The organism is Polaribacter sp. L3A8 (assembly GCF_009796785.1).
Classification (GTDB): Bacteria; Bacteroidota; Bacteroidia; order Flavobacteriales; family Flavobacteriaceae; genus Polaribacter.
The window spans coordinates 258400-280663 of record NZ_CP047026.1; the positions used below are offsets into that span (position 1 = coordinate 258400).

At 31.8% G+C, this 22264-nt stretch carries 11 protein-coding genes and 2 pseudogenes; 12 read left to right on the forward strand and 1 reads right to left on the reverse strand.

Annotation, left to right across the window (positions count from 1 at the left end):
• The first annotated feature begins 236 nt into the window (after nt 1-236).
• The 6 genes from GQR92_RS00860 to GQR92_RS00885 all read left to right on the forward strand — a co-directional run bounded on the left by GQR92_RS00860 (nt 237) and on the right by GQR92_RS00885 (nt 9814).
• Nucleotides 237-2411, forward strand: coding sequence for a beta-xylosidase (locus GQR92_RS00860; protein WP_158837347.1), 2175 nt, complete (start codon nt 237-239; stop codon nt 2409-2411).
• Between the two features lie 48 nt (nt 2412-2459).
• Nucleotides 2460-4199 carry a sulfatase family protein gene (locus GQR92_RS00865; protein WP_158837348.1) on the forward strand — a complete coding sequence of 580 codons (1740 nt, stop codon included), beginning with the start codon at nt 2460-2462 and terminating at the stop codon, nt 4197-4199.
• Between the two features lie 61 nt (nt 4200-4260).
• On the forward strand, nt 4261-7110 hold the full coding sequence (locus tag GQR92_RS00870) for a glycoside hydrolase family 2 protein (protein ID WP_158837349.1): 2850 nt from the start codon (nt 4261-4263) through the stop codon (nt 7108-7110).
• A gap of 314 nt (nt 7111-7424) precedes the next feature.
• The gene (locus GQR92_RS00875) at nt 7425-8180 is read left to right on the forward strand and encodes an SDR family NAD(P)-dependent oxidoreductase (RefSeq protein WP_158837350.1); all 756 of its coding nucleotides are present in this window, start codon (nt 7425-7427) and stop codon (nt 8178-8180) included.
• A 135-nt stretch (nt 8181-8315) separates the two neighbouring features.
• On the forward strand, nt 8316-8591 hold the full coding sequence (locus GQR92_RS00880; RefSeq protein ID WP_158837351.1) for a UxaA family hydrolase: 276 nt from the start codon (nt 8316-8318) through the stop codon (nt 8589-8591).
• A 38-nt stretch (nt 8592-8629) separates the two neighbouring features.
• Nucleotides 8630-9814, forward strand: coding sequence for a UxaA family hydrolase (locus GQR92_RS00885; RefSeq protein WP_158837352.1), 1185 nt, complete (start codon nt 8630-8632; stop codon nt 9812-9814).
• 3 nt (nt 9815-9817) lie between these two features.
• Here GQR92_RS00885 and GQR92_RS00890 read toward each other — a convergent pair whose 3' ends face one another.
• Complete coding sequence (locus GQR92_RS00890) at nt 9818-10963, reverse strand: DNA-binding transcriptional regulator (protein WP_158837353.1); 1146 nt, start codon at nt 10961-10963, stop codon at nt 9818-9820.
• Nucleotides 10964-11148: 185 nt separating this feature from the next.
• Between GQR92_RS00890 and GQR92_RS00895 the strand changes: the two are divergent.
• The 6 genes and pseudogenes from GQR92_RS00895 to GQR92_RS00925 all read left to right on the forward strand — a co-directional run bounded on the left by GQR92_RS00895 (nt 11149) and on the right by GQR92_RS00925 (nt 22256).
• Nucleotides 11149-12052 (forward strand): annotated as a pseudogene (locus GQR92_RS00895) (IS982 family transposase).
• 124 nt (nt 12053-12176) lie between these two features.
• A pseudogene (locus GQR92_RS00900) lies at nt 12177-13450 on the forward strand (glycoside hydrolase family 2 protein).
• Nucleotides 13451-13637: 187 nt separating this feature from the next.
• Complete coding sequence (locus GQR92_RS00910; RefSeq protein ID WP_158837355.1) at nt 13638-15008, forward strand: hypothetical protein; 1371 nt, start codon at nt 13638-13640, stop codon at nt 15006-15008.
• 407 nt (nt 15009-15415) lie between these two features.
• Nucleotides 15416-18475, forward strand: a complete 3060-nt coding sequence (locus GQR92_RS00915; RefSeq protein ID WP_158837356.1) for a SusC/RagA family TonB-linked outer membrane protein — start codon at nt 15416-15418, stop codon at nt 18473-18475.
• 15 nt (nt 18476-18490) lie between these two features.
• Nucleotides 18491-20032, forward strand: a complete 1542-nt coding sequence (locus GQR92_RS00920) for a RagB/SusD family nutrient uptake outer membrane protein (protein ID WP_158837357.1) — start codon at nt 18491-18493, stop codon at nt 20030-20032.
• 724 nt (nt 20033-20756) lie between these two features.
• Nucleotides 20757-22256, forward strand: coding sequence for a sulfatase family protein (locus tag GQR92_RS00925; protein WP_158837358.1), 1500 nt, complete (start codon nt 20757-20759; stop codon nt 22254-22256).
• Nucleotides 22257-22264: the final 8 nt, after the last annotated feature.

The following is a 22264-nucleotide window of genomic DNA, read 5'->3' on the forward strand; positions in this document are numbered from 1 at the left end:
TTATTTCGACCTTTTTTATTTTAATATTTTAGATTACTTATACAGTATGGAGCAGTACAGTGCAGGGTGCTATTTTAGTTTATGAAATTTATCTTGCATTAAATTTCGATGAAGTGACATTTTTTAGATTTTGATATCATTTTAATGATATCAATTTTTGCAGTTTATCTTAAAAAGTTGCTTCTTAAAAGAAGTCTAAAGTCAATAAAAACAATTAATTATAATAAATTAGATTAATGAGAAAAATAGTTTTAGTAGGTTTTGCCCTAATCGCATTAATTGGCTGTAATTCAACAAAAAACGAAAGCCAATCTTTAAGTAAAGAAGATTCAGAAATTGCTGCAAAAGTTAAAAGCTTAGTAAGCAAAATGACTTTAGAGGAAAAGATTGCAGAGATGACACAAGATGCTCCTGCAAATGAGAGGTTAGGAATTCCATACATGAAATATGGAGAAGCACTGCATGGGTTGTGGCTTGTTTTGGATTATTATGGAAATACAACAGTTTATCCTCAAGCTATTGCTGCAGCTTCTACTTGGCAACCTGAATTAGTCAAAAAAATGGCTTCACAAACAGCTATAGAAGCCAGAGCTTTAGGGGTTACACATACGTATTCGCCAAATTTAGATGTAATTTCTGGAGATCCAAGATATGGTAGAGTAGAAGAATCTTATGGAGAAGACCCTTATTTGGTGTCTAGAATGGGAGTTGCATTTATACAAGGTTTACAAGGAATGGGTGATGAACGTTTTGATGAGAATCATGTAATGGCAACAGCGAAGCATTTTATTGGATATCCTGAAAATCGACGTGGAATTAACGGAGGTTTTAGTGATATGTCCGAGCGTCGTTTACGAGAAATCTATTTACCACCTTTTGAAGCTGCTATAAAGGAAGCAAAGATAGGTTCTCTTATGCCAGGTCATCAAGATTATAATGGGGTTCCAAACCATATGAATACTTGGTTACTTAAAGATATTTTACGAGATGAATTGGGTTTTGACGGTTTAATTGTTTCTGATAATAATGACATAGCAAGGTTAGGAACCATGCATTTTATAGCTGAAAACAGAACTAAATCAGCTCTCTTAGGATTAAAAGCAGGGGTAGATATGGATTTAGTGATTGGAAAGATTGAGGAATTAGCGGCATATAATACTAAAGTGTTGAAAGATACTATAACAAAGAATCCTAAATTGGAAAAGTATATTGACAAAGCTACTTCTCGTATTTTAACCGCAAAATATCAATTGGGTTTATTTGATGCAAAACCAAAAAAGATTGATAAAAAAACTGTATACGCTGGTAAAAAAGAGCATCAAGAATTTGCTTATGAAATGGCTAAAAAGGCAATTATTTTGTTGAAAAATGATAATAATTTATTGCCATTAGATATGTCTAAAATTAAATCATTAGCGGTTATAGGACCAAATGCACATGAAAATAGACCAGAAAAAGGTACTTATTCTTTATTAGGTGGCTACTCTGGTTTACCTCCTTATTATGTTTCTGTTTTAGATGGATTAAAAAGTAAAGTAGGAGAGAATGTAAAAATTAATTATGCAAAAGGGTGTGATTTATTAAATAACTCAAAAGCAGATTTTTCTAACGCAGTTGCCGCAGCTAAAAATTCTGATGCCGTTGTGCTTGTTGTTGGTGGATCTCGTAGAACAGGTGGTGAAGGTGTAGATAGAGCAGATTTAAATTTATATGGAGTTCAAAATGAATTGGTAGAAGCGATTCATAAAACAGGAAAACCTGTTATTGTTGTTTTAATTAATGGGCGTCCATTATCTATTAACTATATAGCAGAAAATATTCCTTCTGTTTTAGAAACTTGGTATTTAGGTATGCGTTCTGGAGATGCTATTGCAGATGCTCTTTTTGGAGACGCAAATCCTGGAGGAAAATTAACAGTTTCTTTTCCGCGTTCAGTAGGTCAAGTTCCTGTAACTTACTTAGAACGTCCAGATTTTATTGGATCAGGTAAAGGTCTATTTAGAGATGTAGATAAAACACCATTATTTCCTTTTGGTTATGGTTTAAGTTATACAAAATTTAAACTTGGTACTCCAAAATTAGAAAACTCTACAATTGCTATAGATGGTACTACTTCTGTTTCTGTAGAAGTAACCAATATAGGTGAAAGAGAAGGAGATGAAGTGGTACAAATGTATGTTAGAGATGATTATGCTTCTGTGGGGCGTTATCTTAAAATGTTAAAAGGTTTTAAACGTATTACTTTAAAACCAGGAGAAACAAAAACAGTAAGCTTTAATTTAGGTTTTAATGAATTAAATGTATTAAATCAACAAATGAAAAAAGTTGTAGAGCCTGGTACTTTTACAATTTCTGTTGGAACTTCTTCTATGGAAAAAGATTTACAAACAGCTACTTTAAGAGCTAAATAGTTGTATAACCTTCCATGTTTTGTGTTAGAAAATTAAATAAAATTAGATATGAGAGTTTTATCGATAATATTTACAGCTTGTTTATTAATAACGAGCTGTAAAACATCAGAAAAAAAAGAAGATACTTCTAATTTAGAAGCACCTCAAAGGCCTAATATTTTGTGGTTGGTAACAGAAGACATGGGAGCTTATATTCCTCCCTTTGGAGATTTAACAGTAAAAACGCCTAATTTATCACGTTTAGCAAATGAAGGCGTAATTTATCCTAATTTATACTCAACCTCTGGAGTTTGTGCACCAAGTAGAGCTGCCATTGCAACAGGTATGTATCCTTCTAGTATTGGTGCAAATCATATGAGAACCAACTCTAATACTAAACAAACAGGTTTACCTGCGTATGAAGCAGTACCGCCTTCTAATGTAAAAATGATTAGCGAATTAATGCGCTTACAAGGTTATTACTGTAGTAATAATTACAAGGAAGATTATCAGTTTAGAGCGCCAGCAACTGCTTGGGATGAAAGTAGTGCTTATGCACATTGGAGAAATAGAAAAGAAGGACAACCTTTTTTTTCTGTTTTTAATTTTACAGAAACACATGAATCTGGGTTGTTTGAACCTTACGGGTTTAGACAAATAGAAACAAGACATTACCACGAAGGTGACCGTAATTATAAATGGATACAGAACGGAAAACCAGATGCTAAAAATAGAATGACGGAAGCAGAAACACCTAAGTATTTATCTAAAGATACTAAGTTTAATATTCCGCCATATTTACCTGATACAGATATTGTGCGTAACGATATGTGGAAACTGTATAACAATATTGGTGAAATGGACAGGCAAGTTGGTGCTGTTTTAAAACAATTAGAAGATGATGGATTGTTAGAAAATACAATTATTGTTTTTTATGGAGATCATGGAGGGCCGTTACCTAGAGAAAAACGTTTAATTTATGATTCTGGATTAAATACGCCAATGATTGTTCGTTTTCCTAAAAAAATGAATTCAGGTAAAAAAGATAATCAACTAATTAGTTTTGTAGATTTTGCACCAACATTATTATCTTTAATAGGAGTAGAACCACCAAAATATATGCAAGGTCAAGCCTTTTTAGGAAAGTATAAAGCCAAAAAAGAACGTAATTATATTTATGGAGCAGCAGATCGTTTTGATGAAGTAACCGATGCTATAAGAGCTGTAAGAGACGATCAGTTTAAATATATAAGAAACTACAGACCAGAACAAGGATATTATTTACCGCTTGGTTACAGAGAAAAAATACCAACAATGCAAGAATTGTTAAGGTTGCGAGATGAAGGCAAACTAAATGCTGTTCAAATGCAATGGTTTAGAGATCATAAACCTAAAGAAGAATTATTTGATTGTAAAGCAGATCCTTTTGAGATAAACAATTTAGCAAGTAACCCAGAGTATCAAGAAAAATTAAAAGAGTTACGAGGTGAAATGGATAACTGGTTAAAGCAAATAGGAGATACACCAAATTTACCAGAAAATGAACTTATACAACAACTTTGGGCAGGAAACGATCATCAACCTGTAACCTCTATTCCTGTAATTAATTCATCTAAAGAATTAATTACTATTAGTTGTGCAACAGAAGGCGCTTCTATTGGTTATCAAATTGTTTCTAAAGAAAGTAAAGCCCCTATAACATGGTCTATATATCAAAAACCATTTTTATTACCTAAAGGCAGCTTATTAAAAGTAAAAGCACATCGAATTGGTTTTAAAGCTAGTAAAATAGTTGAGCTAGCAAAATAAAAGGTATAGAATCTTTGGTGTTTATAGTTGCTTTTTTAATGTAAAAAATAAAAACGGTATTTTGAAATATCATAATTTTAGAATTAGAAAAAGTATTCTAGCTTTTTTTATAATAGCATTGTTTTCATTAAAAACAAATGCTCAAAAAAAAGTGTATTTGTCTGGCGAAGATGCTAGCACTGCGGTAGATTGGGAGTTTAAAATTAGTGACGGTCGTAATAGCGGTTTTTGGACCACCATCCCTGTTCCTTCTAATTGGGAAACAGAAGGATTTGGTTATTATCTATATGGTATGGATAAAATGGATAAGAGAACTACTCCTGTTGGATTCTATAGACATACATTCAATTTTTCTAAAGCATCTACAAAGCGATATTTTATGGTGTTTCAAGGTGCCATGACAGATACTAAAGTAACTTTAAATGGAAAAAATATAGGCTTCCACCAAGGTGGATTTACAGAGTTTAAGTTTGAAATAACAAATGCACTCAAAGAAGGTAAAAATAATCTTGAAGTTGAAGTAAATAGTTCATCATCTAATAAATCTATTGTAGAAGCAGAACGTTTTGCCGATTTTTGGATGTTTAGTGGTATTTTTAGACCTGTATTTATAGAAGAAGTATCTGCTGAGTTTATAGAGCATGTAGCAATAGATGCACAAATGACGGGAGATTTTAATATGTGGGTGTATACCAATGGTATTAAAGAAGCTAAAACAATAACCGCCCAAGTTTATGATAAGGCACATAACAAAGTTGGTAAGCCTTTTAAAACTAAAATATCTAAAGATAAAACAATATTAGCATCAAGTTTTAAAGGAGTTAATCTTTGGTCTAACGAATTTCCAAACTTGTATTCTGTTAAAATCGAATTAAAAAGTAAAACAAAAGTATTACATACTTACAAACAAACATTTGGCTTTAGAACTTTTGAGGTACGAGACCATGATGGTTTTTACTTAAACGGAAAACGTATTTTATTAAAAGGCGCTAACATGCATAGTTTTAGACCCGAAACGGGTCGTACACTTAGTAAAACTGATATGGAGGAAACCCTACGTTTAATGCAAGATTTAAACTTTAATTGTGTTCGTCCTTGTCATTACCCACCAGACTCTTATTTCTTTGAGCTTTGCGATTCTTTAGGTATGTTATCTATGGATGAAACTACAGGGTGGTACCGTCCGTTAGACACTCAAATAGGCACAAAGATTGTAAAAGAAATAGTAACGAGAGATGTAAATCATCCATCTGTAATTCTTTGGAGTAACGGAAATCACGTTGCGCATAATCCAGAATTAGATCCTGTATTTCTTGAGTGGGATATACAAAAAAGAAGACCGTTAAAAAATGAAGCAAAAAACAATGATATTTTTGCCAATTATAATCCAGATTGGGATATTGTAAACACCACATATTACCCCAATTATAAAACCATTAACCACGCTTTATTTAAAGACAATCATATTTATCTTCCAAACGAAACCTTACATGCTTTGTATGATGGAGGAGGAGGAGCAAACCTAAAAACCTATTGGGATTTATTTGAAAAATCTAAAGTAGGTGGTGGTCTTATGATTTGGGCTTTAAATGATGAAGGGTTGATGCGCACGGATATGGGGTATGTTGCCGATAATCAATTTAGCAAAGCTTCTGATGGTATTGTTGGACCTCATGGCGAAAAAGATGGTAGCTTTTATGCGGTAAGAGAAATTTGGTCGCCAGTGTTTATAGAAAATGATAAAATTAAAGCCGATTTTAATGGAGATTTAGATTTTATTAATAAATTTTATTTTACAAATCTTAATCAATGTAATATAAAATGGAAACTTATTAATTTTGCAAATCCAGATGGTACAATAAATGGACATCGTACTTTAGCTAAAGGTAAGGTAAGTGGTAATGTGCTAGCAGGTAATACAGGTAAACTTAACGTATTATTACCAGCTTCGTTTGTAAATAATGATGCCCTTTCTATTGAGGTTTATGATCCTAAAGGAGGATTGGTGTACAGTAAAAACATTCCAATTAAAACTTCTAAACGACCAACTTTTAGAACCTCTATAAACAATATGTTTGTACAAGATAAAGAAGATAAATTTACTTTTTATTATGATAAAACAACATTTAAGTTCGATACAAAAAGTGCTGTGCTTTTATCAGTAAAAGATAATGGGAAAGCCACAAGTATTAAAAATTTTCCATTTTTAACTTTTAAGTCTGTAGATTCTGTAGCTATAAATAATGCAAACCAATTATCAAAAGCAACTGTTACTAAATCTGGTAATAAATGGGTAATAGAGGTTAAAAATACAAAAGGGTTTGATTATTTAAAATGGACACTTCATTCTGGAGGAGAAATTGCTTTAGATTATGCATATACCTTGCCTTCTGGCGCGTATAATTATGCGGGTATTGGTATGGCAGTAGATGCTAAAGATGTGTTACGAAAACGATGGTTAGGAGAAGGACCTACAAGGATATGGAATAATAGAACAGAAGGAGGAATATTGGATGTGTATGCAGTTGAAAAGCAAGTAAATATTCCCGGACAAGTGTATAACTCACCTGAGTTTGAAGGCTGTTTTGCTCCATGGAATTGGGCTGTGTTTTATTTAAAAGATAATTTAAACCTAGCTTTTAAAAACAGTACAAATGTAACTTTAGGTGTATTGAATCCTGTAAATGGTAAAGGAGCAAAAAAAGCTGCATGGCAGTATCCTAAAGAAGAAGGCTTCTTCTTCTTTGACTATATAGATTCAGTGGGGTCTAAATGGAAAGCAGCAACCGAGTTTGGTCCAGATGCACAACCTCATAAAATAAATGGACAAATTAAAGGGGCGGTTTCTATGTATGTGAACTGGAATAAACCTTTAGTGAAAGCTAAACGAGTGGATGTAGAAATAGAATAAACTAGATTATTTTTATTACCTGATAGTACATTTTAACCTTTTTTCATTCTAAAATGTCAGTTTGAGTGATTTTGAGGTACGAAAAATTGTATAGAGAACAGTTTTATAACTTAAAATTCTTATTCTGTATATAGATATAAATTTCATTCATTTCAATTGTAATAGAACTTCATCAATATGCACAACAGACTTTTTTAAAGAAGCTCTAACAAAAATTAGATTGCACAAATTGGATAAAAAATAACAGAAATAGGTTGGTTAAAAACGAATGAGCAACTTATTTTTGATAACAAAATTAAAGAAAATAAAATAGGATGAATATATTTAGTTTAGAAGGAAAAAATGCAGTAATTACTGGTGGAGGAAGTGGTATAGGTCTTGGTATTGCCAAAACATTTATAGAAGCAGGTGCTAAAGTTTTAATTATTGGTAGAAATGAAGAAAAATTAAGAGAAGCTAAATTATCTTTAGGTGATAACTGTAGCTACAAATCTTTTGATGTAACTAATTTAGATGCAATTCCAGATTTTGTTACCGAAACAAAATCTAACTTAGGAAATGTAGATATTTTGATAAACTGTGCAGGTACTCACTTAAAAAAATATGCAGTTGATACTACAGATAGTGAGTTTTTACAAGTTTTAAATGTTCATTTATTAAGTGTTTTTGCCCTAACTAGAGAGTTTTCTAAAGTTATGATTAAAAGGCAAAAAGGTTCTATTATCCTTATTAGTTCTATGACTGCCATTATGGGAATGAAACAAGTAGTGGCTTACTCAACAGCTAAAACAGCTATTTTGGGGTTAATGAGAAGTATGGTTGCAGAATTAGCTGTAGACAATGTTAGAATAAACGCTATTGCTCCTGGATGGATTGATACGCCAATGCTTCATAAAGCTACGGATAATGATTTACCTCGAAAAACTAAAATTTTAAACAGAATACCATCAGGTAAATTTGGTATGCCAGAAGATATAGGGTATGCCGCACTTTATTTAGTTGCTGATGCAAGTAAATATGTAAATGGAGTTTTCCTTCCTGTAGATGGTGGGGCAGCAGGAGGTTTCTAAAACGTATAGTAAAGACCACCAAAAATAGTATTATAGTAGCTTTAATACCTATTTTGGTAATTTTTAGTTTACTGTATTTATTAACTTAGTTGATATAAAAAAGATTCTTAAAATATAATCTACAGATCTATAAAAATGAAAAATTTTGTTCAATTACATGCCAACGATAATATTGTAATTGCTTTAATAAATTTTGAGGCAGGTGCTATTATTAAAGTAGGTGATAAAGAAATTATATTAAAAGATACTATTAATTTTGGTCATAAAATAGCTATTAAGGAAATAGCAAAAAAAGCTAAAATATTAAAATACGGACTTTCTATTGGCAGTGCAACTCAAAATATAGTGGTTGGAGAACATGTGCATAGCCATAATTTAGAAACCGATTATTTAATGACCGATCCAAAGTAAAAAATGTTTTGTAATAATTAAAGTATTAAGTCTATACAATGAAAGGATATTTAAGAAAAGACGGACAAAAAGGAATTAGAAATGTTATTGTTGTAGCTTATTTAGTAGAATGTGCGCATCATGTAGCACGTCAAATTGTTGCAGAGTTTGCAGGACAAGAAGTTCATTTAATTGGCTTTAGTGGTTGTGCACCCAATGATTATGCACATAAAATGATGCAAAACCTTTGTACACATCCTAATGTTGGTGCTGTATTGTTAACGTCTTTAGGATGTGAAAACTTTAATAGAAATGACTTAGCTAATTATATTTTAGAAACAGGGAGACCTGTAGAAAAATTAGTAATACAAGAATGTGGAGGTACTTTAACATCGGTACAAAAAGGAAAAAAGATTATAAATGGTTTTTTCTCTGAATTAAAAAATACAGAAAAAGTAGACTTTAAACTTACAGATCTTATAGTGGGTACTATTTGTGGAGGTTCTGATGCAACGAGTGGTTTTACAGCAAACCCATCAATAGGTAAAGCTTTTGATAAGTTAGTTGTAAAAGGAGCTATTTGTATGTTCGAAGAACCAGGAGAATTAATGGGGTGCGAGCATTTAATGGCAGAAAGAGCAGTAAATAAAGAAGTGGGTAAACAGTTAGTAGATTGTATTAAAAAGGCTGATAATTATTACAAAAAAATGGGTCACGATAGTTTTTCTGCAGGTAATGCCGTTGGTGGCTTAACTACCATAGAAGAAAAATCTTTAGGGTCTTATTCTAAAAGCGGAAGTTTACCTATAAAAGCGTTAATAAAACCAGGAGAAAGACCAACAGAATCTGGTTTATATTTTATGGATGTAGTTCCAGATGGTGAAGCTTTATGGGGTTTTCCTAACATTAATGACAATGCAGAAATTGTAGAAATGATTGCAAGCGGGTGTCATATTATATTATTTTCAACAGGTCGTGGTTCTGTTGTTGGTTCAGCAATATCTCCAGTAGTTAAAGTTTGTGGTAATCCTAAAACGTATAAAAATCTTTCTGGTGATATGGATATCAATTCTGGAAAAATTATCACAGAAGGGACTTCTTTAGAGCAACTTGGCGATGAAATTGTAACCCTTGTAGAAAAGGTTATTAGTGGGCAAAAAACAAAATCGGAACAACTAGGACATCAAGAATTTAGCCTTGGCTATAAATATTTTGAGTATGGTAAGAAAAACTGTGATATGTAATTTTTATGTATTTTCATTCCTCCATTTTAAAGGAGCAATGCCTTCTATATTCGAAAACCACCTGCTTATATGCGTAGCATCATCAAAACCAAGACTATAGGCAATTTCTTTAACAGATAAATTTTTATTTCTTAGTAGGTCTTTAAATTTTTTTAGTTTTTGTAATTGTATTTCGTCGTAGATCGTATTTTTTGTAACCTCCTTAAATCTAGAATACAAACTTCTTCTACTTATATTAGTAGCATTTACAACCTGTGTTACACTTATATTTAAATGTATATTATTTCTAATGTAATGAAGTGCTTTAATAACTTCTTTATCATTACAAGCAATAATATCTGTAGAGGTACGTACAACTACATCTAGTGGTTCTGTAGGAATAATATAATTATCAATAACTTCATTATTCATCATCTTGTCTAAAATTTTACAGGCACTAAAAGCGGCTTTGGTATGGTTTCTTGCAATACTAGATAATTTTGGATGTGTTAAATTACACAGTAATTGGTCATTATCAATACCTAAAACAGCAACTTCATAAGGTATTTTTATATTCCCCATAGAGCAAGCTCTAATTAACATTTGTCCAAAATCATCATTACAACATAGAATTCCTATAGGTTTTGGTAATGATTTTAACCATTTTATAATATCTTCAAAATTATAATTTAACCCTTTTTTAGGTTTAATTTCAGCTAAATATTGATAAACATTAATACTGTTTAATTTAGCATGATTTTTAAAACTTTGATACCTACCATCAGACCATGCTAAATCTTTAACACCAAAAAAAGCTAGTTTTTTAAAACCAACCGCTAAAAAGTAATTCACAGCTACTTTGCCATCAGCTTCGTAATTTCCTTTTAAATAGGGCGTGTTATCAATATAGTTTAAGCTGTTGGCTTGTATAAACGGAATTCCGAGTTTAGAAATCATAGACATATTGTCTATATTTTCAAGAATACAACCATCTGGTTTCATTAATGTTATAAGTTTATTAATGTCTTCTGTTTTAGATTTTTTTAGATAATAAGCAGGTTCAAAAATAATCTCCCAATTAAAAAATTGATTATTGTATTGATGTATCCCTTTTAATAAATCTCTACCATAGCCACGGCCTGCTTCTAGCTGAACAAAAACTTTTTTCATGATATGTACTTGATGTCTAAACTTTATATTAAGAGTTGTATTTGCACTAAAAGGCTATAAACCTACAAAAATAGACTTATTAAACGTGAGTTCGATGTAAGAAATTTTAATTAAACCTATAAAAAAAGCAGAATATTTAGTATATTAAAGTACTGAATTCTAATATATTAATAAATATCCTGCTTATGATTTCTGATAGTAAAATTATAGAAATTTTCTGTTCTTTAGATGATTTTATGAAAGAATTTAACTTAATTCTTAATAAAAACAGCATTTCTGATGGTTCAACAACTAAAAAACGTAATAGAAAGTTCAAAATGTCTGATAGTGAAGTGATGACCATACTTGTTATATTTCACCTAAAGTCTTACCGAAACCTTAAACACTTTTACTTAAACCATATTTGTAAATACAGACAAGATCTGTTTCCAGATTGTGTTTCTTATAATAGATTTGTAGAACTTCAAAAAAGGTTACACAACCTTTAGCCGTTTTTATGAAAATGTATTGTTTAGGCGATTGCACAGGTATCTCTTTTATTGATTCTACTCCTTTAAAAGTATGTCACTATAAAGAGAAAAACAACATCAAGTATTTAAAGATATTGCCAAAAAAAGCTATGGAACTATGGGGTGGTATTTTGGATTTAAACTACATATTGTCTGCAATGACAAAGGAGAAATTATTGATTTTATGTTCACTCCAGCCAATGTAGACGACAGATTCCCTCTCAAACAAAAGAAGTTTCACGACAAATTATTTGGAAAAATTTTTGGAGACAAAGGATATATTGGGAAAGATTTATTTGAAAGACTTTTTGTAGACGGAATTCATTTAATAACTAAAGTTCGAAAAAACATGAAAAAGAAAGCAATGGACTATATGGATAAAGTTATCCTAAGAAAAAGAGCAATCATCGAAACAGTAAATGATGTACTAAAAAACACTTGCCAAATTGAACATTCTAGACATAGATCTTTTGATAATTTCATAACAAATATGATCTCTGGATTAATTGCATATTCTTTTTTACCTAAAAAACCTTCTATAAAAATCCCGAATATGTTACCGAATATTGCGATTGATTAGCTCGAACTCACGTTATTAAGTATGTGGTATTCACTTATTTTTGTTTTAGAAAAGTATTTTACTAAAATTATTCTAGACCTATTCTTATTAAAAGTTATTCTTTCTTCTTTTCAAAATCTATAAAATGAAATTACAAGATTTAATTTGCCTGTTTTTTATTACTTTCTTTTCCTTTAACACTGAAGCCCAGCAAAAAATATACCTTTCTGGAGAAGACGCTACTACAGCGGTAAATTGGGGTTTTAAAATAGATAAAGGCCGTAACAGTGGTTTTTGGACCACCATTCCTGTCCCTTCTAATTGGGAAATGGAAGGTTTTGGGTTTTATTTGTATGGTATGGATAGGGTAGAACAACGAATAACTAGTATTGGTAATTATCGTCATGAATTCGATTTTAAGAAAACGTCTAATAAAAGATATTTTATCACCTTTCAAGGATCAATGACCGATACAAAAGTAATCCTAAATAAAAAAGAAGTAGGTTTCCACCAAGGTGGGCATACGGAGTTTAAATTTGAAATAACAAATTTTCTAAAAGAAGGGACAAACCTTCTTGAGGTTAACGTTAACAACGCTTCTTTAAATGAATCAATAAATGCTGCCGAAAGATTTGCAGACTATTGGTTGTTTAGCGGAATTTTTAGACCTGTTTATATCGAAGAAGTACCTAAAGAATTTATAGAACGTGTAGCTATTAACGCTCAAATGACTGGTGATTTTACTATGAACGTTTTTACTAAAGGTATTAAAAACGCTAAAACTGTGTTAGCACAAATTTACGATGCCAATAACAATAAAGTAGGGGCACCTATAGAAACCAAAATATTAGACAATTACACTGTTGTTAAAGGTAATTTTAATAATATAAACCTTTGGTCGCACGAATTCCCTAACTTATATACGGTAGAAATAGCATTAAAAAATAAGAAAGAAATAGTACATACATACAAACAAAAATTTGGTTTTAGAACTTTTGAAGTTCGGGATCATGATGGTTTTTATCTAAACAATAAACGAATTTTACTTAAAGGTGCAAGTATGCATAGTTTTCGTCCAGAAACAGGACGTACACTTTCTAAGCAAGATATGGAAGATAATGTTCAGTTTATGAAAGCTTAAATTTCAATTTTGTACGTTCCATTTGTTATCCTGCAGATACCCATTTCTTTGATTTATGTGATTCTCTTGGGTTACTAGTACTAGATGAATTACCTGGTTGGTGGCGCCCTTTAGATAAAGAAGTTGGACCCAAAATATTAAAAGAATTAGTGGTGCGAGATGTAAATCATCCAAGTATCATTTTATGGGGTAACGGTAATCATATGGCACATACACCAGAATTTGATGAGTTATTTGCCAAATGGTATATTCAAAACAGAAGACCTTTAAAAAAATGAAGCGAAAGCAAATGATATTTTTGCAAATTATAACCCTAAGTGGGATATTGTAAATACCACTTATTATCCAGATTACGAATCGATAAAGAAAAATCTCTTTGAAGAAAATCACGTATATCTTCCCAACGAGGTATTACATGCCTTGTATGATGGCGGTGGGGCTGCAAACCTAAAAACCTATTGGAATTTGTTTGAAACATCTAAAGTAGGTGGAGGTATGACTATTTGGGCACTTTATGATGAAGGGTTGATGAGAAATGATTTGGGATATACAGTCGATAATCAAGACAATAAAGCTGCCGATGGTATTGCTGGTCCTAGTGCCGAGAAAAAAGGTAGCTCTAATGCTGTGCGCGAAATTTGGTCGCCAGTTGTAATCGCAAACAATAAAATCGATGCCAATTTTGATGGCTTTTTACAAGTACATAATAAATTTTCATTTGTTAATCTTAACCAATGCACCATTAATTGGAAATTGATAGACTTTGCAAACCCAGATGCTGCAAGTAACGGACATAGAACGATAAAAACAGGAACAGTAAATAAAGCGAATATAAAGGCAGGAGAAAAAGGACAATTAGTAGTTACATTGCCAAATTCATTTATTAAAAATGATGCACTTGTTATCGAAGTATTTGATAACCAAGGTCGCTTAGTGTATGATAAACGCTTACCTATTACAGAACCTAAAAACGGTTTTAGAGTATCAGAAAATAAAGCATTTGTGCAAGATAAAAAAGATGCATTTACATTTCATAGAGGAAAAACAACACTTCGTTTTAATGAGTCTAGTGGAATATTAGTATCCGTTTTAGACAATGATAAAGCAACTAGTTTAGCTAACTTTCCTTTTCTTACCTTTAAGGCAGACGATGTATCTATAAACAACCAGACAACATCAACATCAAAAGCAACTATTACAAAACAAGAAAATCAATTTATAATTGAAGCAACAAATACTAAAGGTTTTGATACTCTTAAATGGACATTAAAAGCTAATGGAGAAATAGCTCTAGATTATGCCTATACTTTAACAAAAAGCAAATATCATTATTCAGGTATAGGAATTGAAGTTGCAGCAAAAGAGGTTAATAGAAAACGTTGGTTAGGCGAAGGGCCTTGGAGAATTTATAACAACCGAACACAAGGCGGTATTTTAGATGTTTATGCTATTGATAAAAAAATAAATATTCCGGGACAAGTTTATAATGGCCCCGAATTTGAAGGTTATTTTGCGCCTTGGCATTGGGCTGTATTCTATTTAACTAACAATCTAAATGTTGGTTTTAAAAACAAAACAGATGTAACTTTAGGTGTACTAAACCCTGTAAATGGTAATGATCCTAAAAAAGCAACTTGGCATTATCCAAAACAAGAAGGGTTTTTCTTTTTTGATGAAATTTCAGCAGTAGGTTCTAAATGGAAACCAGCTAAAGTATTTGGTCCAGACGCACAGCCAATTCTAATAGAAAAACAAATAAAAGGTGCTGTATCAATGTTTATTAATTGGAATAAACCCTCTTTAAAAGCAGAACGTACCAAGTTAGAAATAGAATAACAAAATAATAAAGTAGAAGACTTCAGGGGCACAAAATTTTAATATTACTTATCAAATAGGTGACTTTGTGTTTAAATATAAGATTTATAACCATAATTATCTGGTGACTCTTCCTTGTTAATTTTAATATTTTTTTGGAAAACTATCATGTAAAAAAGAATAAATACTTGTTAGTCTATGTGCTTTGCAAGACCTAAGTATAGATTTATTTTTTTAAAACATTTCCGTATTTATTTATATCGGTATATAAAAAAATCATACAACAAATCATTTTAACTATTAACATCAAACAAAATAATATACACAGGTCAAACCAAGACAAGATTTAATTTGATAAACAATATTTTTAAGGAATTATTAACCTAAAATTTAAAAAAAAATAATAAACAAATTAAACTAAAAAGAAAATGAATGACCAACAATTAACTAAAAAGCCGCATTTAAAATTTTTGTTTCTCTTATGTTTTTTTACAAGCTTACTCAGCTTTGGACAAAAATCAATAAGGGGTACTATAACGGGGGTAGATGGCTCTCCGTTACCAGATGCTACCGTTCTAGAAAAAGGAACAACTAATGGAGTACAATCTGATATGGAGGGAAAATTCTCTTTAGATATAGCTAATGGTAATGCCACATTAGTAATATCCTATCTAGGTTATTTATCTAAAGAATTAGCTGTTAATAACCAAACAAATATTACAATTGTATTAGAGGAAGATGCTTCTGAATTAGACGAAGTTGTTATTATTGGCTATGGATCACAAAACAAATCAAAAATAACAGGGTCTGTTGGCTTTGTGGATAGTGCAGAATTAGATGATGCCATATTTACAGATGTCAGTCAAGTTCTTCAAGGAAGAACATCAGGAGTAAACATTATTAATGGTACTGGAGAGCCAGGTTCTCCTGCACGTATTCGTATTAGGGGTAATAATTCTATTAATGGTGATAATAATCCACTTTGGGTGGTAGATGGTGTGCCTGTAAGTGGTATTCCTAGTTTTAGTCCTCGAGACATTGCTTCTTTTGAAGTGTTAAAAGATGCAGCTGCAACATCTATTTATGGAGCAAGAGGGGCTAACGGTGTTGTTATCGTAAATACAAAAAGAGGTAAGAAAGGAGAAACTCAAATTAATGCATCTTCTACCATAGGTTTCTCAGAACCATTAGCAAGGTTTAATGTATTAAATGGGCAAACTTATGCAGAGTATAGAAATGAGGCTGCAGCAAATGGAGGTGGTGCCATCCCTTTTGCAAATCCATCTGATTTTGCTGGACAAGGGGTAGATTGGCAAGACCTTGTATCACAAACCGGAATAAGAAAAGAGTTTGATGTATCTATGAGTGGTGGTGCAGAAAAAATGAATTTCTTTACTGCGGTAAACTATATAAATGAAAAGGGTATTTTCAAAAACAATGATTATGAAAGAGCTAATCTTCGTGCAAATATAGATTTTAAAGCCTTAAATGGTCTTTTAGATGTTAAATTAAGTAATGCCTTAACGCATACGGTAAGAAAAGGAGGTAGCTTTTCTGAAGGTGGTGAACTAAGTAAAAATCAAGGAGGTATTTTTAGTGCAGCTGCTTCAGAGCCATTGGTGCCTATCGATTTTACTGGAAATGCATCAAATGGTCTCTTATTTCAAAACCCTTATCTTTATTTTACAGAAAGTCAAAGAAGAAGAGCCGAAACTAGAATTTTATCTAGTATTCAATCAACTATAGATATAACAGAAGGATTAACCTTTACAAATAATAGTAGTGTAGATTTTTTTAATTCAAGTAATGGATTATTTACACCTGCACAACTGGGTGGAGAAGCATTTTTGGTTAATGGTAGAATTAGAACTTCTAGTGCAGAGCAATTTAATTTTGTTATTAGTAACTATTTAAAATATAGCAAGATATTTTCTGAGAAACATGATTTTAATATTCTTGTAGGGCAGGAGTATAATGGGTTTAATACTAGAAGTGTAAGTACTATCTCAGAAAATTTATCTACCAATCTTTTTGGTTTAGATAATGTTGGCGTTGCCGGAAGTCAACTTGCTAGTAGTAACAGAGTTGAGGCTAATTTACAATCCTTTTTTGGAAGGTTAGACTATAGTTTTAGTGACCGATATTTATTAAACGCTACTTATAGAGCAGATGGGTCTTCTCGTTTTTCTGAGAATAATAAATGGGGATTTTTCCCTTCTTTTGGAGGAGCATGGTTGGTGTCTAACGAAGAGTTTTTAGAAGATTCTAAGATATCTAATCTTAAATTTCGTGTCTCTTGGGGGCAGGTAGGTAGTCAAGCTATTGAGCCATACCAATCCTTAAACCAGTTTCAATCAAACAATGTTTTCTCTACAATAGGTAATACTTCTAGCATTGGTATTCAGCCTGCCAACACAGCTGGTAATTCAGAATTGAAATGGGAAACCACTACCACTTTTGATATTGGTTTTGATCTTGGTTTGTTTAATAATGCTTTAGAATTTAATGTATCCTACTATAATAAGAAAACTCAAGATTTATTACAACTTGTAGGCCTGCCTGCTCAAGATGGGTTTAGAAATATTTTAGTAAACCTTGGTGAGGTTGAAAACAAAGGATTGGAAATTGGTATTTTTGCTGATATTCTTAGAAATAAAGAATTTAATTGGTCTAGTAGTCTTAATTTAAGTATGAATAGATCAAAAGTTTTGGATATCGGTACAGCACCTAGATTATTCCCAGCAGATGGACAAGCATTTACAAATGTGTTTGTAAATACTAATGTATACGAGGTGGGGCAGCCAATAGGTGCTTTTTATGGTTGGAAAGCCGATGGTTTAATTCAAGAATCAGATTTTGATACCAGTGGAAACCCAACATTTTCTCCATTTAATGGAGGAGAAACTCTAGGAGGAAATAAATATGTTGATGTTACTAAAGATGGTGTTCTTAATATTGATGATAGAGTGGTTATTGGTGATCCAAACCCTGATGCTATTATTGGATGGAATAATGATTTATCGTATAAAGATTTTTCACTAAATCTGTTTTTTCAAGCTTCTATTGGTAATGATATAGCAAATGCGTCGAGGTACATATTATCTACCAACTCTGCAAACACTTTACAAGAATACTATGATAACCGTTGGACGCCTTCTAACCCAACAAATAATCCTCGTTATCCTAGACCTGGTATTAACAACCCAGATACTTTTAATAGTTCTATTATAGAAGATGGTAGTTACTTAAGATTAAAGAATGTAACCCTGAAATATAATATATCTCTGCCAGAAAGATGGAAAACTCTTTCTGCTCTAGAAGTATCTCTTACTGGTACTAATTTATTAACAATAACTAATTATTCTGGTTTAGATCCAGAAGTTGATTCTTTTGATTCGTTTAGAGGTCAAGGTGGTTTATTTGGTCTTGATTTTGGTACCTATCCTACTACTCGTTTGATAAGTTTTGGAATAAATGCACAATTTTAATTAAAAAAAAAGAAAATGTTATACTTAAATAAAACTAAAATTTTTTCAGTACTAATTGTACTTTCTATTTTCCTCTATTCATGTAACGACTTGAAAGAAGAAGTGTTCTCATTTAATACCCAATCTAATGCAATTGTAGATATAAAAGGTGTTGATCTGGCAATGAATGGTGTTTACGATGCTTGGATTTCTGCATTAGGTAACAGGTTATTTAGATGGTCTATTTGCTCTGGACCAAGCCAGTATACGGTTTGTAGATTTGATCCTACTAATAGAGATGCACGTTATGTATCCTACCTTTGGGATCCTTCAGATCGATTTTTTACAACCCGAATTTGGACATTAGCTTATCAAACCATACAACGAGCAAATATTGTTATTGATGCAATTCCAAATGCAGATATATCTGAAGCACAGGCCGAAAATAGACTAGCAGAAGCTAGATTTTTAAGAGCAAACGAGTATTTTTTTATGGTTAGGTTGTTTGGTGGAGTGCCTTTACATTTAGTACCTACTAGTGAAGTAAATAGCGATTTACTTAATGGTAATTCATTGCCTAGAAATAGTGCACAAGAAGTATATGATGCTATTATTGCCGATTTAGAATATGCGCAAGATAAGTTACCAGCTACAAGACCAACAAATGAAAATGGACGTCCAACCTCTGGAGCCGTAAAAAGTTTATTAGGTGAGGTATATCTTCAAATGGCAGGTTTAAAACAGTCTAATCCTAGTTTAGGAATAACTGGAGGTAGCTACCAAATGGCTGTAGATAAATTATTAGAAGTGGTAAACTCTAATGTTTATGATTTACAACCAACTTACAAAGATGTATTTGATACTAACAATGAATTTAATAATGAAATTATATGGGCTCAGCCAAATATAATTGGTAATACATTTGCAGGAAATCTAATACCATGGGCTCTACGACCACCTAATACACCAGGTGCTGGTTCTGCTGGGGTAGGTGCCTTTAATGAATGGGCACTTTCATTAGAGTTTTACGAATCATTTGAACCTACTGACCCAAGGAGAGACGTTACCATGGCTTATAGTTATGAAGCATTTAATGGAGAAACGATTACATTTAATCAACCTCCATTTCCAGTTTTTGAAAACGGAATTACTACTTATGATGAAACTACAGGATTAGGTTTTAATAAGTGGTTTGAAGGTGGCGGTAACGGAACAAATTCAAATGAAAATGATGAAGTTTTTATTCGTTACGCAGATGTGTTGCTTATGCTAGCAGAGGCTTATGTGGGGGCAGGGAACTCTACTCAAGCTTTACCACATATTAATAGAGTTAGAAGCAGAGTTGGTCTAGCCTCATTGGGTAGTGTAACCTTAGAAAATATTAAGCAAGAACGAGCTTGGGAACTAGCAGGAGAATATCAAGAATATTTTGATTTACAGCGCTGGGGTGATGTTGAAAAGGCTATGCAAGAGGGGCCAGATGCTGTTGCAGATTATGCAGAAAGGTATGAAACCATGCCATTGCCGTCTGATGCCTTACAAGGTAATGGAAATCTTGTACAAAATGCTGGATGGTAATTATAAACTAGATAATTTAATAGATTCTAAACAATAGAGTTTATTTAGTCTTTATAAGAAAACAGAGATAAGTTCAATCAAATATGGTATTGAATTTATCTCTGTTTTTTGTATTTATACGATATAAAAAATACATAAACTTATGAATGATTAAAAAAACAAACTTTAAAAAATGCAAAATCATAAGTACCGATACGTTGAAACTTTTTTTATAACTCTTAATGTATCATCAATTTTTTACGATGCAAATTTGGTAGCACAGGAAAAATTGAATATTTTTTTCTATTATAGAAGACATTCCACATCAGTTTATTGGTTGTTATGGAAATTAACAAGCCGAGCATGAGCAATTGACAAACAAGCAAATGAAGGGTTAAGGTTTTGTAAACCTTTTTAAAGATTTTCGATATGGATGGACGTGATTATAAAGTAAGAGCAGCTTGTTATGTTTTTATGAGAATGCAAAATATAGGAGCAAAAAATTTCACTTACAAAAGGAAAAAAAATAAATAGACTTATTAGAAACTTTTAAAAATATCATTTTGTATAATAAACATATCAGAATGTATATAGTAAAACGAAATACTATTCTTTAATTTTGGGTGTTATACATTTTAGAAGTCAATATCTCTTTTTCTAAAACTTTCAGAATTAAAAAGTTAACAAATAAATTGTTAAAAACAGCCTATAAAATTTATAGTAACAAAAATTAAAGTTGATAAAAATGAATACAAATAAGGTACTAGGTGTTTTTTTTATAGTAGCCATAGCGTTATCAAGTTGTGCTAATATCAAGAAAAATAAAAACACAAAACCTGTAATAGAATCTAAGAAGAAACCTAATATCGTTTATATTTTAACCGATCAATGGAGAGGTTCGGCTTTAGGGTATGCTGGAGATACCAATGTTAAAACACCTAATCTAGATAAGTTTGCTAAGGAGTCTGTAAATTTTACAAACGCAGTTTCGGTAACACCGGTTTGTACACCGCACAGAGCTGCATTACTTACCGGAAAGTACCCAACTACTACAGGTATGTTTATAAACGATTTGTATTTGCCAGAAGAGGAATTATGTATGGCCGAAATTTTTAAATCAGAAGGCTATTCTACTGCTTATTGGGGTAAATGGCATTTAGATGGTCATGGACGATCTAATTACATCCCAAAAGAAAGACGTCAGGGTTTTGACTATTGGAAAGCATTAGAATGTTCTCACGATTATAATAAAATGCCTTATTATGATAATGAAGATACAAACATTAAATATTGGGACGAATATTCGCCTTTTGCTATTACCAAAGATGCTAATAAATATTTGAGTGAACACGCAAATGATGAAAATCCATTTTTAATGTTTATTTCTATAGCTACGCCTCATTTTCCGCACTATAGTGCACCTCAGAAGTATAAAGACATGTATCCAACGGAAGCGTTAAAAATCAACCCAAATGTTCCTAAAAATTTAGAAGAAAAAACACGTAAAGAATTACAAGGCTACTATGCACATTGTACAGCAACAGATGAAGCTATTGGTAGTGTTTTAGCAAAAATTAAAGCATTAAATTTATCAGATAATACTATTATAGTGTTTTCTGCAGATCACGGAGAAATGATGGGTGGGCACGGAGAAGTGCCTTTTACAAAACAATTAGCTTGGGATGAATCTACTAGAGTTCCGTTTTTAATAAGCTACCCAGGTATTCATCAAAATAAAGGAGCTGTAGTAAATGCACCCATAAATACACCAGATATTTTACCTTCTTTGTTGGGTTTAACAAACAGTAAAGTACCAAATAGTATAGAGGGCGAAGACATCTCTCAGTTAATAAAAAATCCTGATCCAAATGCAGATCGTGTTGCTTTATTAATGGGTGTTAGTCCTTTTGCAAACAGTTATAAAGATGCTTCTTACAGAGCTATTAGAACTAAGCAATATAGTTATACATGCAGTCCACAAGGCGCAAGTCAACTTTTTGACAACGTTAAAGATCCGTATCAAATGAATAATTTACTGGATAAACCAGAGTTTGAAACACTACAAAAAGAGTTAGATGCTAAACTTCAAAAAGCATTAAAAGATGTGGGAGATGATTTTAAACCCAAAGAATTTTATCTAAAAAAATGGAGTTATGTATTGGATGAAAACAGAAAGTCTATAGATTATTGGAGCTGGGAAAAAGGAAACGGCGTAGTACAATCACCAAAAGCAGTTTCTAATTAATTAAACAG

Bases quoted from the DNA above. Each gene is read 5' to 3' on its own strand.
- GQR92_RS00890 (WP_158837353.1), bottom strand. From the start codon at position 10,963: ATGAAAAAAGTTTTTGTTCAGCTAGAAGCAGGCCGTGGCTATGGTAGA.
- GQR92_RS00860 (WP_158837347.1), top strand. From the start codon at position 237: ATGAGAAAAATAGTTTTAGTAGGTTTTGCCCTAATCGCATTAATTGGC.
- GQR92_RS00915 (WP_158837356.1), top strand. From the start codon at position 15,416: ATGAATGACCAACAATTAACTAAAAAGCCGCATTTAAAATTTTTGTTT.
- GQR92_RS00925 (WP_158837358.1), top strand. From the start codon at position 20,757: ATGAATACAAATAAGGTACTAGGTGTTTTTTTTATAGTAGCCATAGCG.
- GQR92_RS00875 (WP_158837350.1), top strand. From the start codon at position 7,425: ATGAATATATTTAGTTTAGAAGGAAAAAATGCAGTAATTACTGGTGGA.
- GQR92_RS00885 (WP_158837352.1), top strand. From the start codon at position 8,630: ATGAAAGGATATTTAAGAAAAGACGGACAAAAAGGAATTAGAAATGTT.
- GQR92_RS00865 (WP_158837348.1), top strand. From the start codon at position 2,460: ATGAGAGTTTTATCGATAATATTTACAGCTTGTTTATTAATAACGAGC.
- GQR92_RS00880 (WP_158837351.1), top strand. From the start codon at position 8,316: ATGAAAAATTTTGTTCAATTACATGCCAACGATAATATTGTAATTGCT.
- GQR92_RS00920 (WP_158837357.1), top strand. From the start codon at position 18,491: ATGTTATACTTAAATAAAACTAAAATTTTTTCAGTACTAATTGTACTT.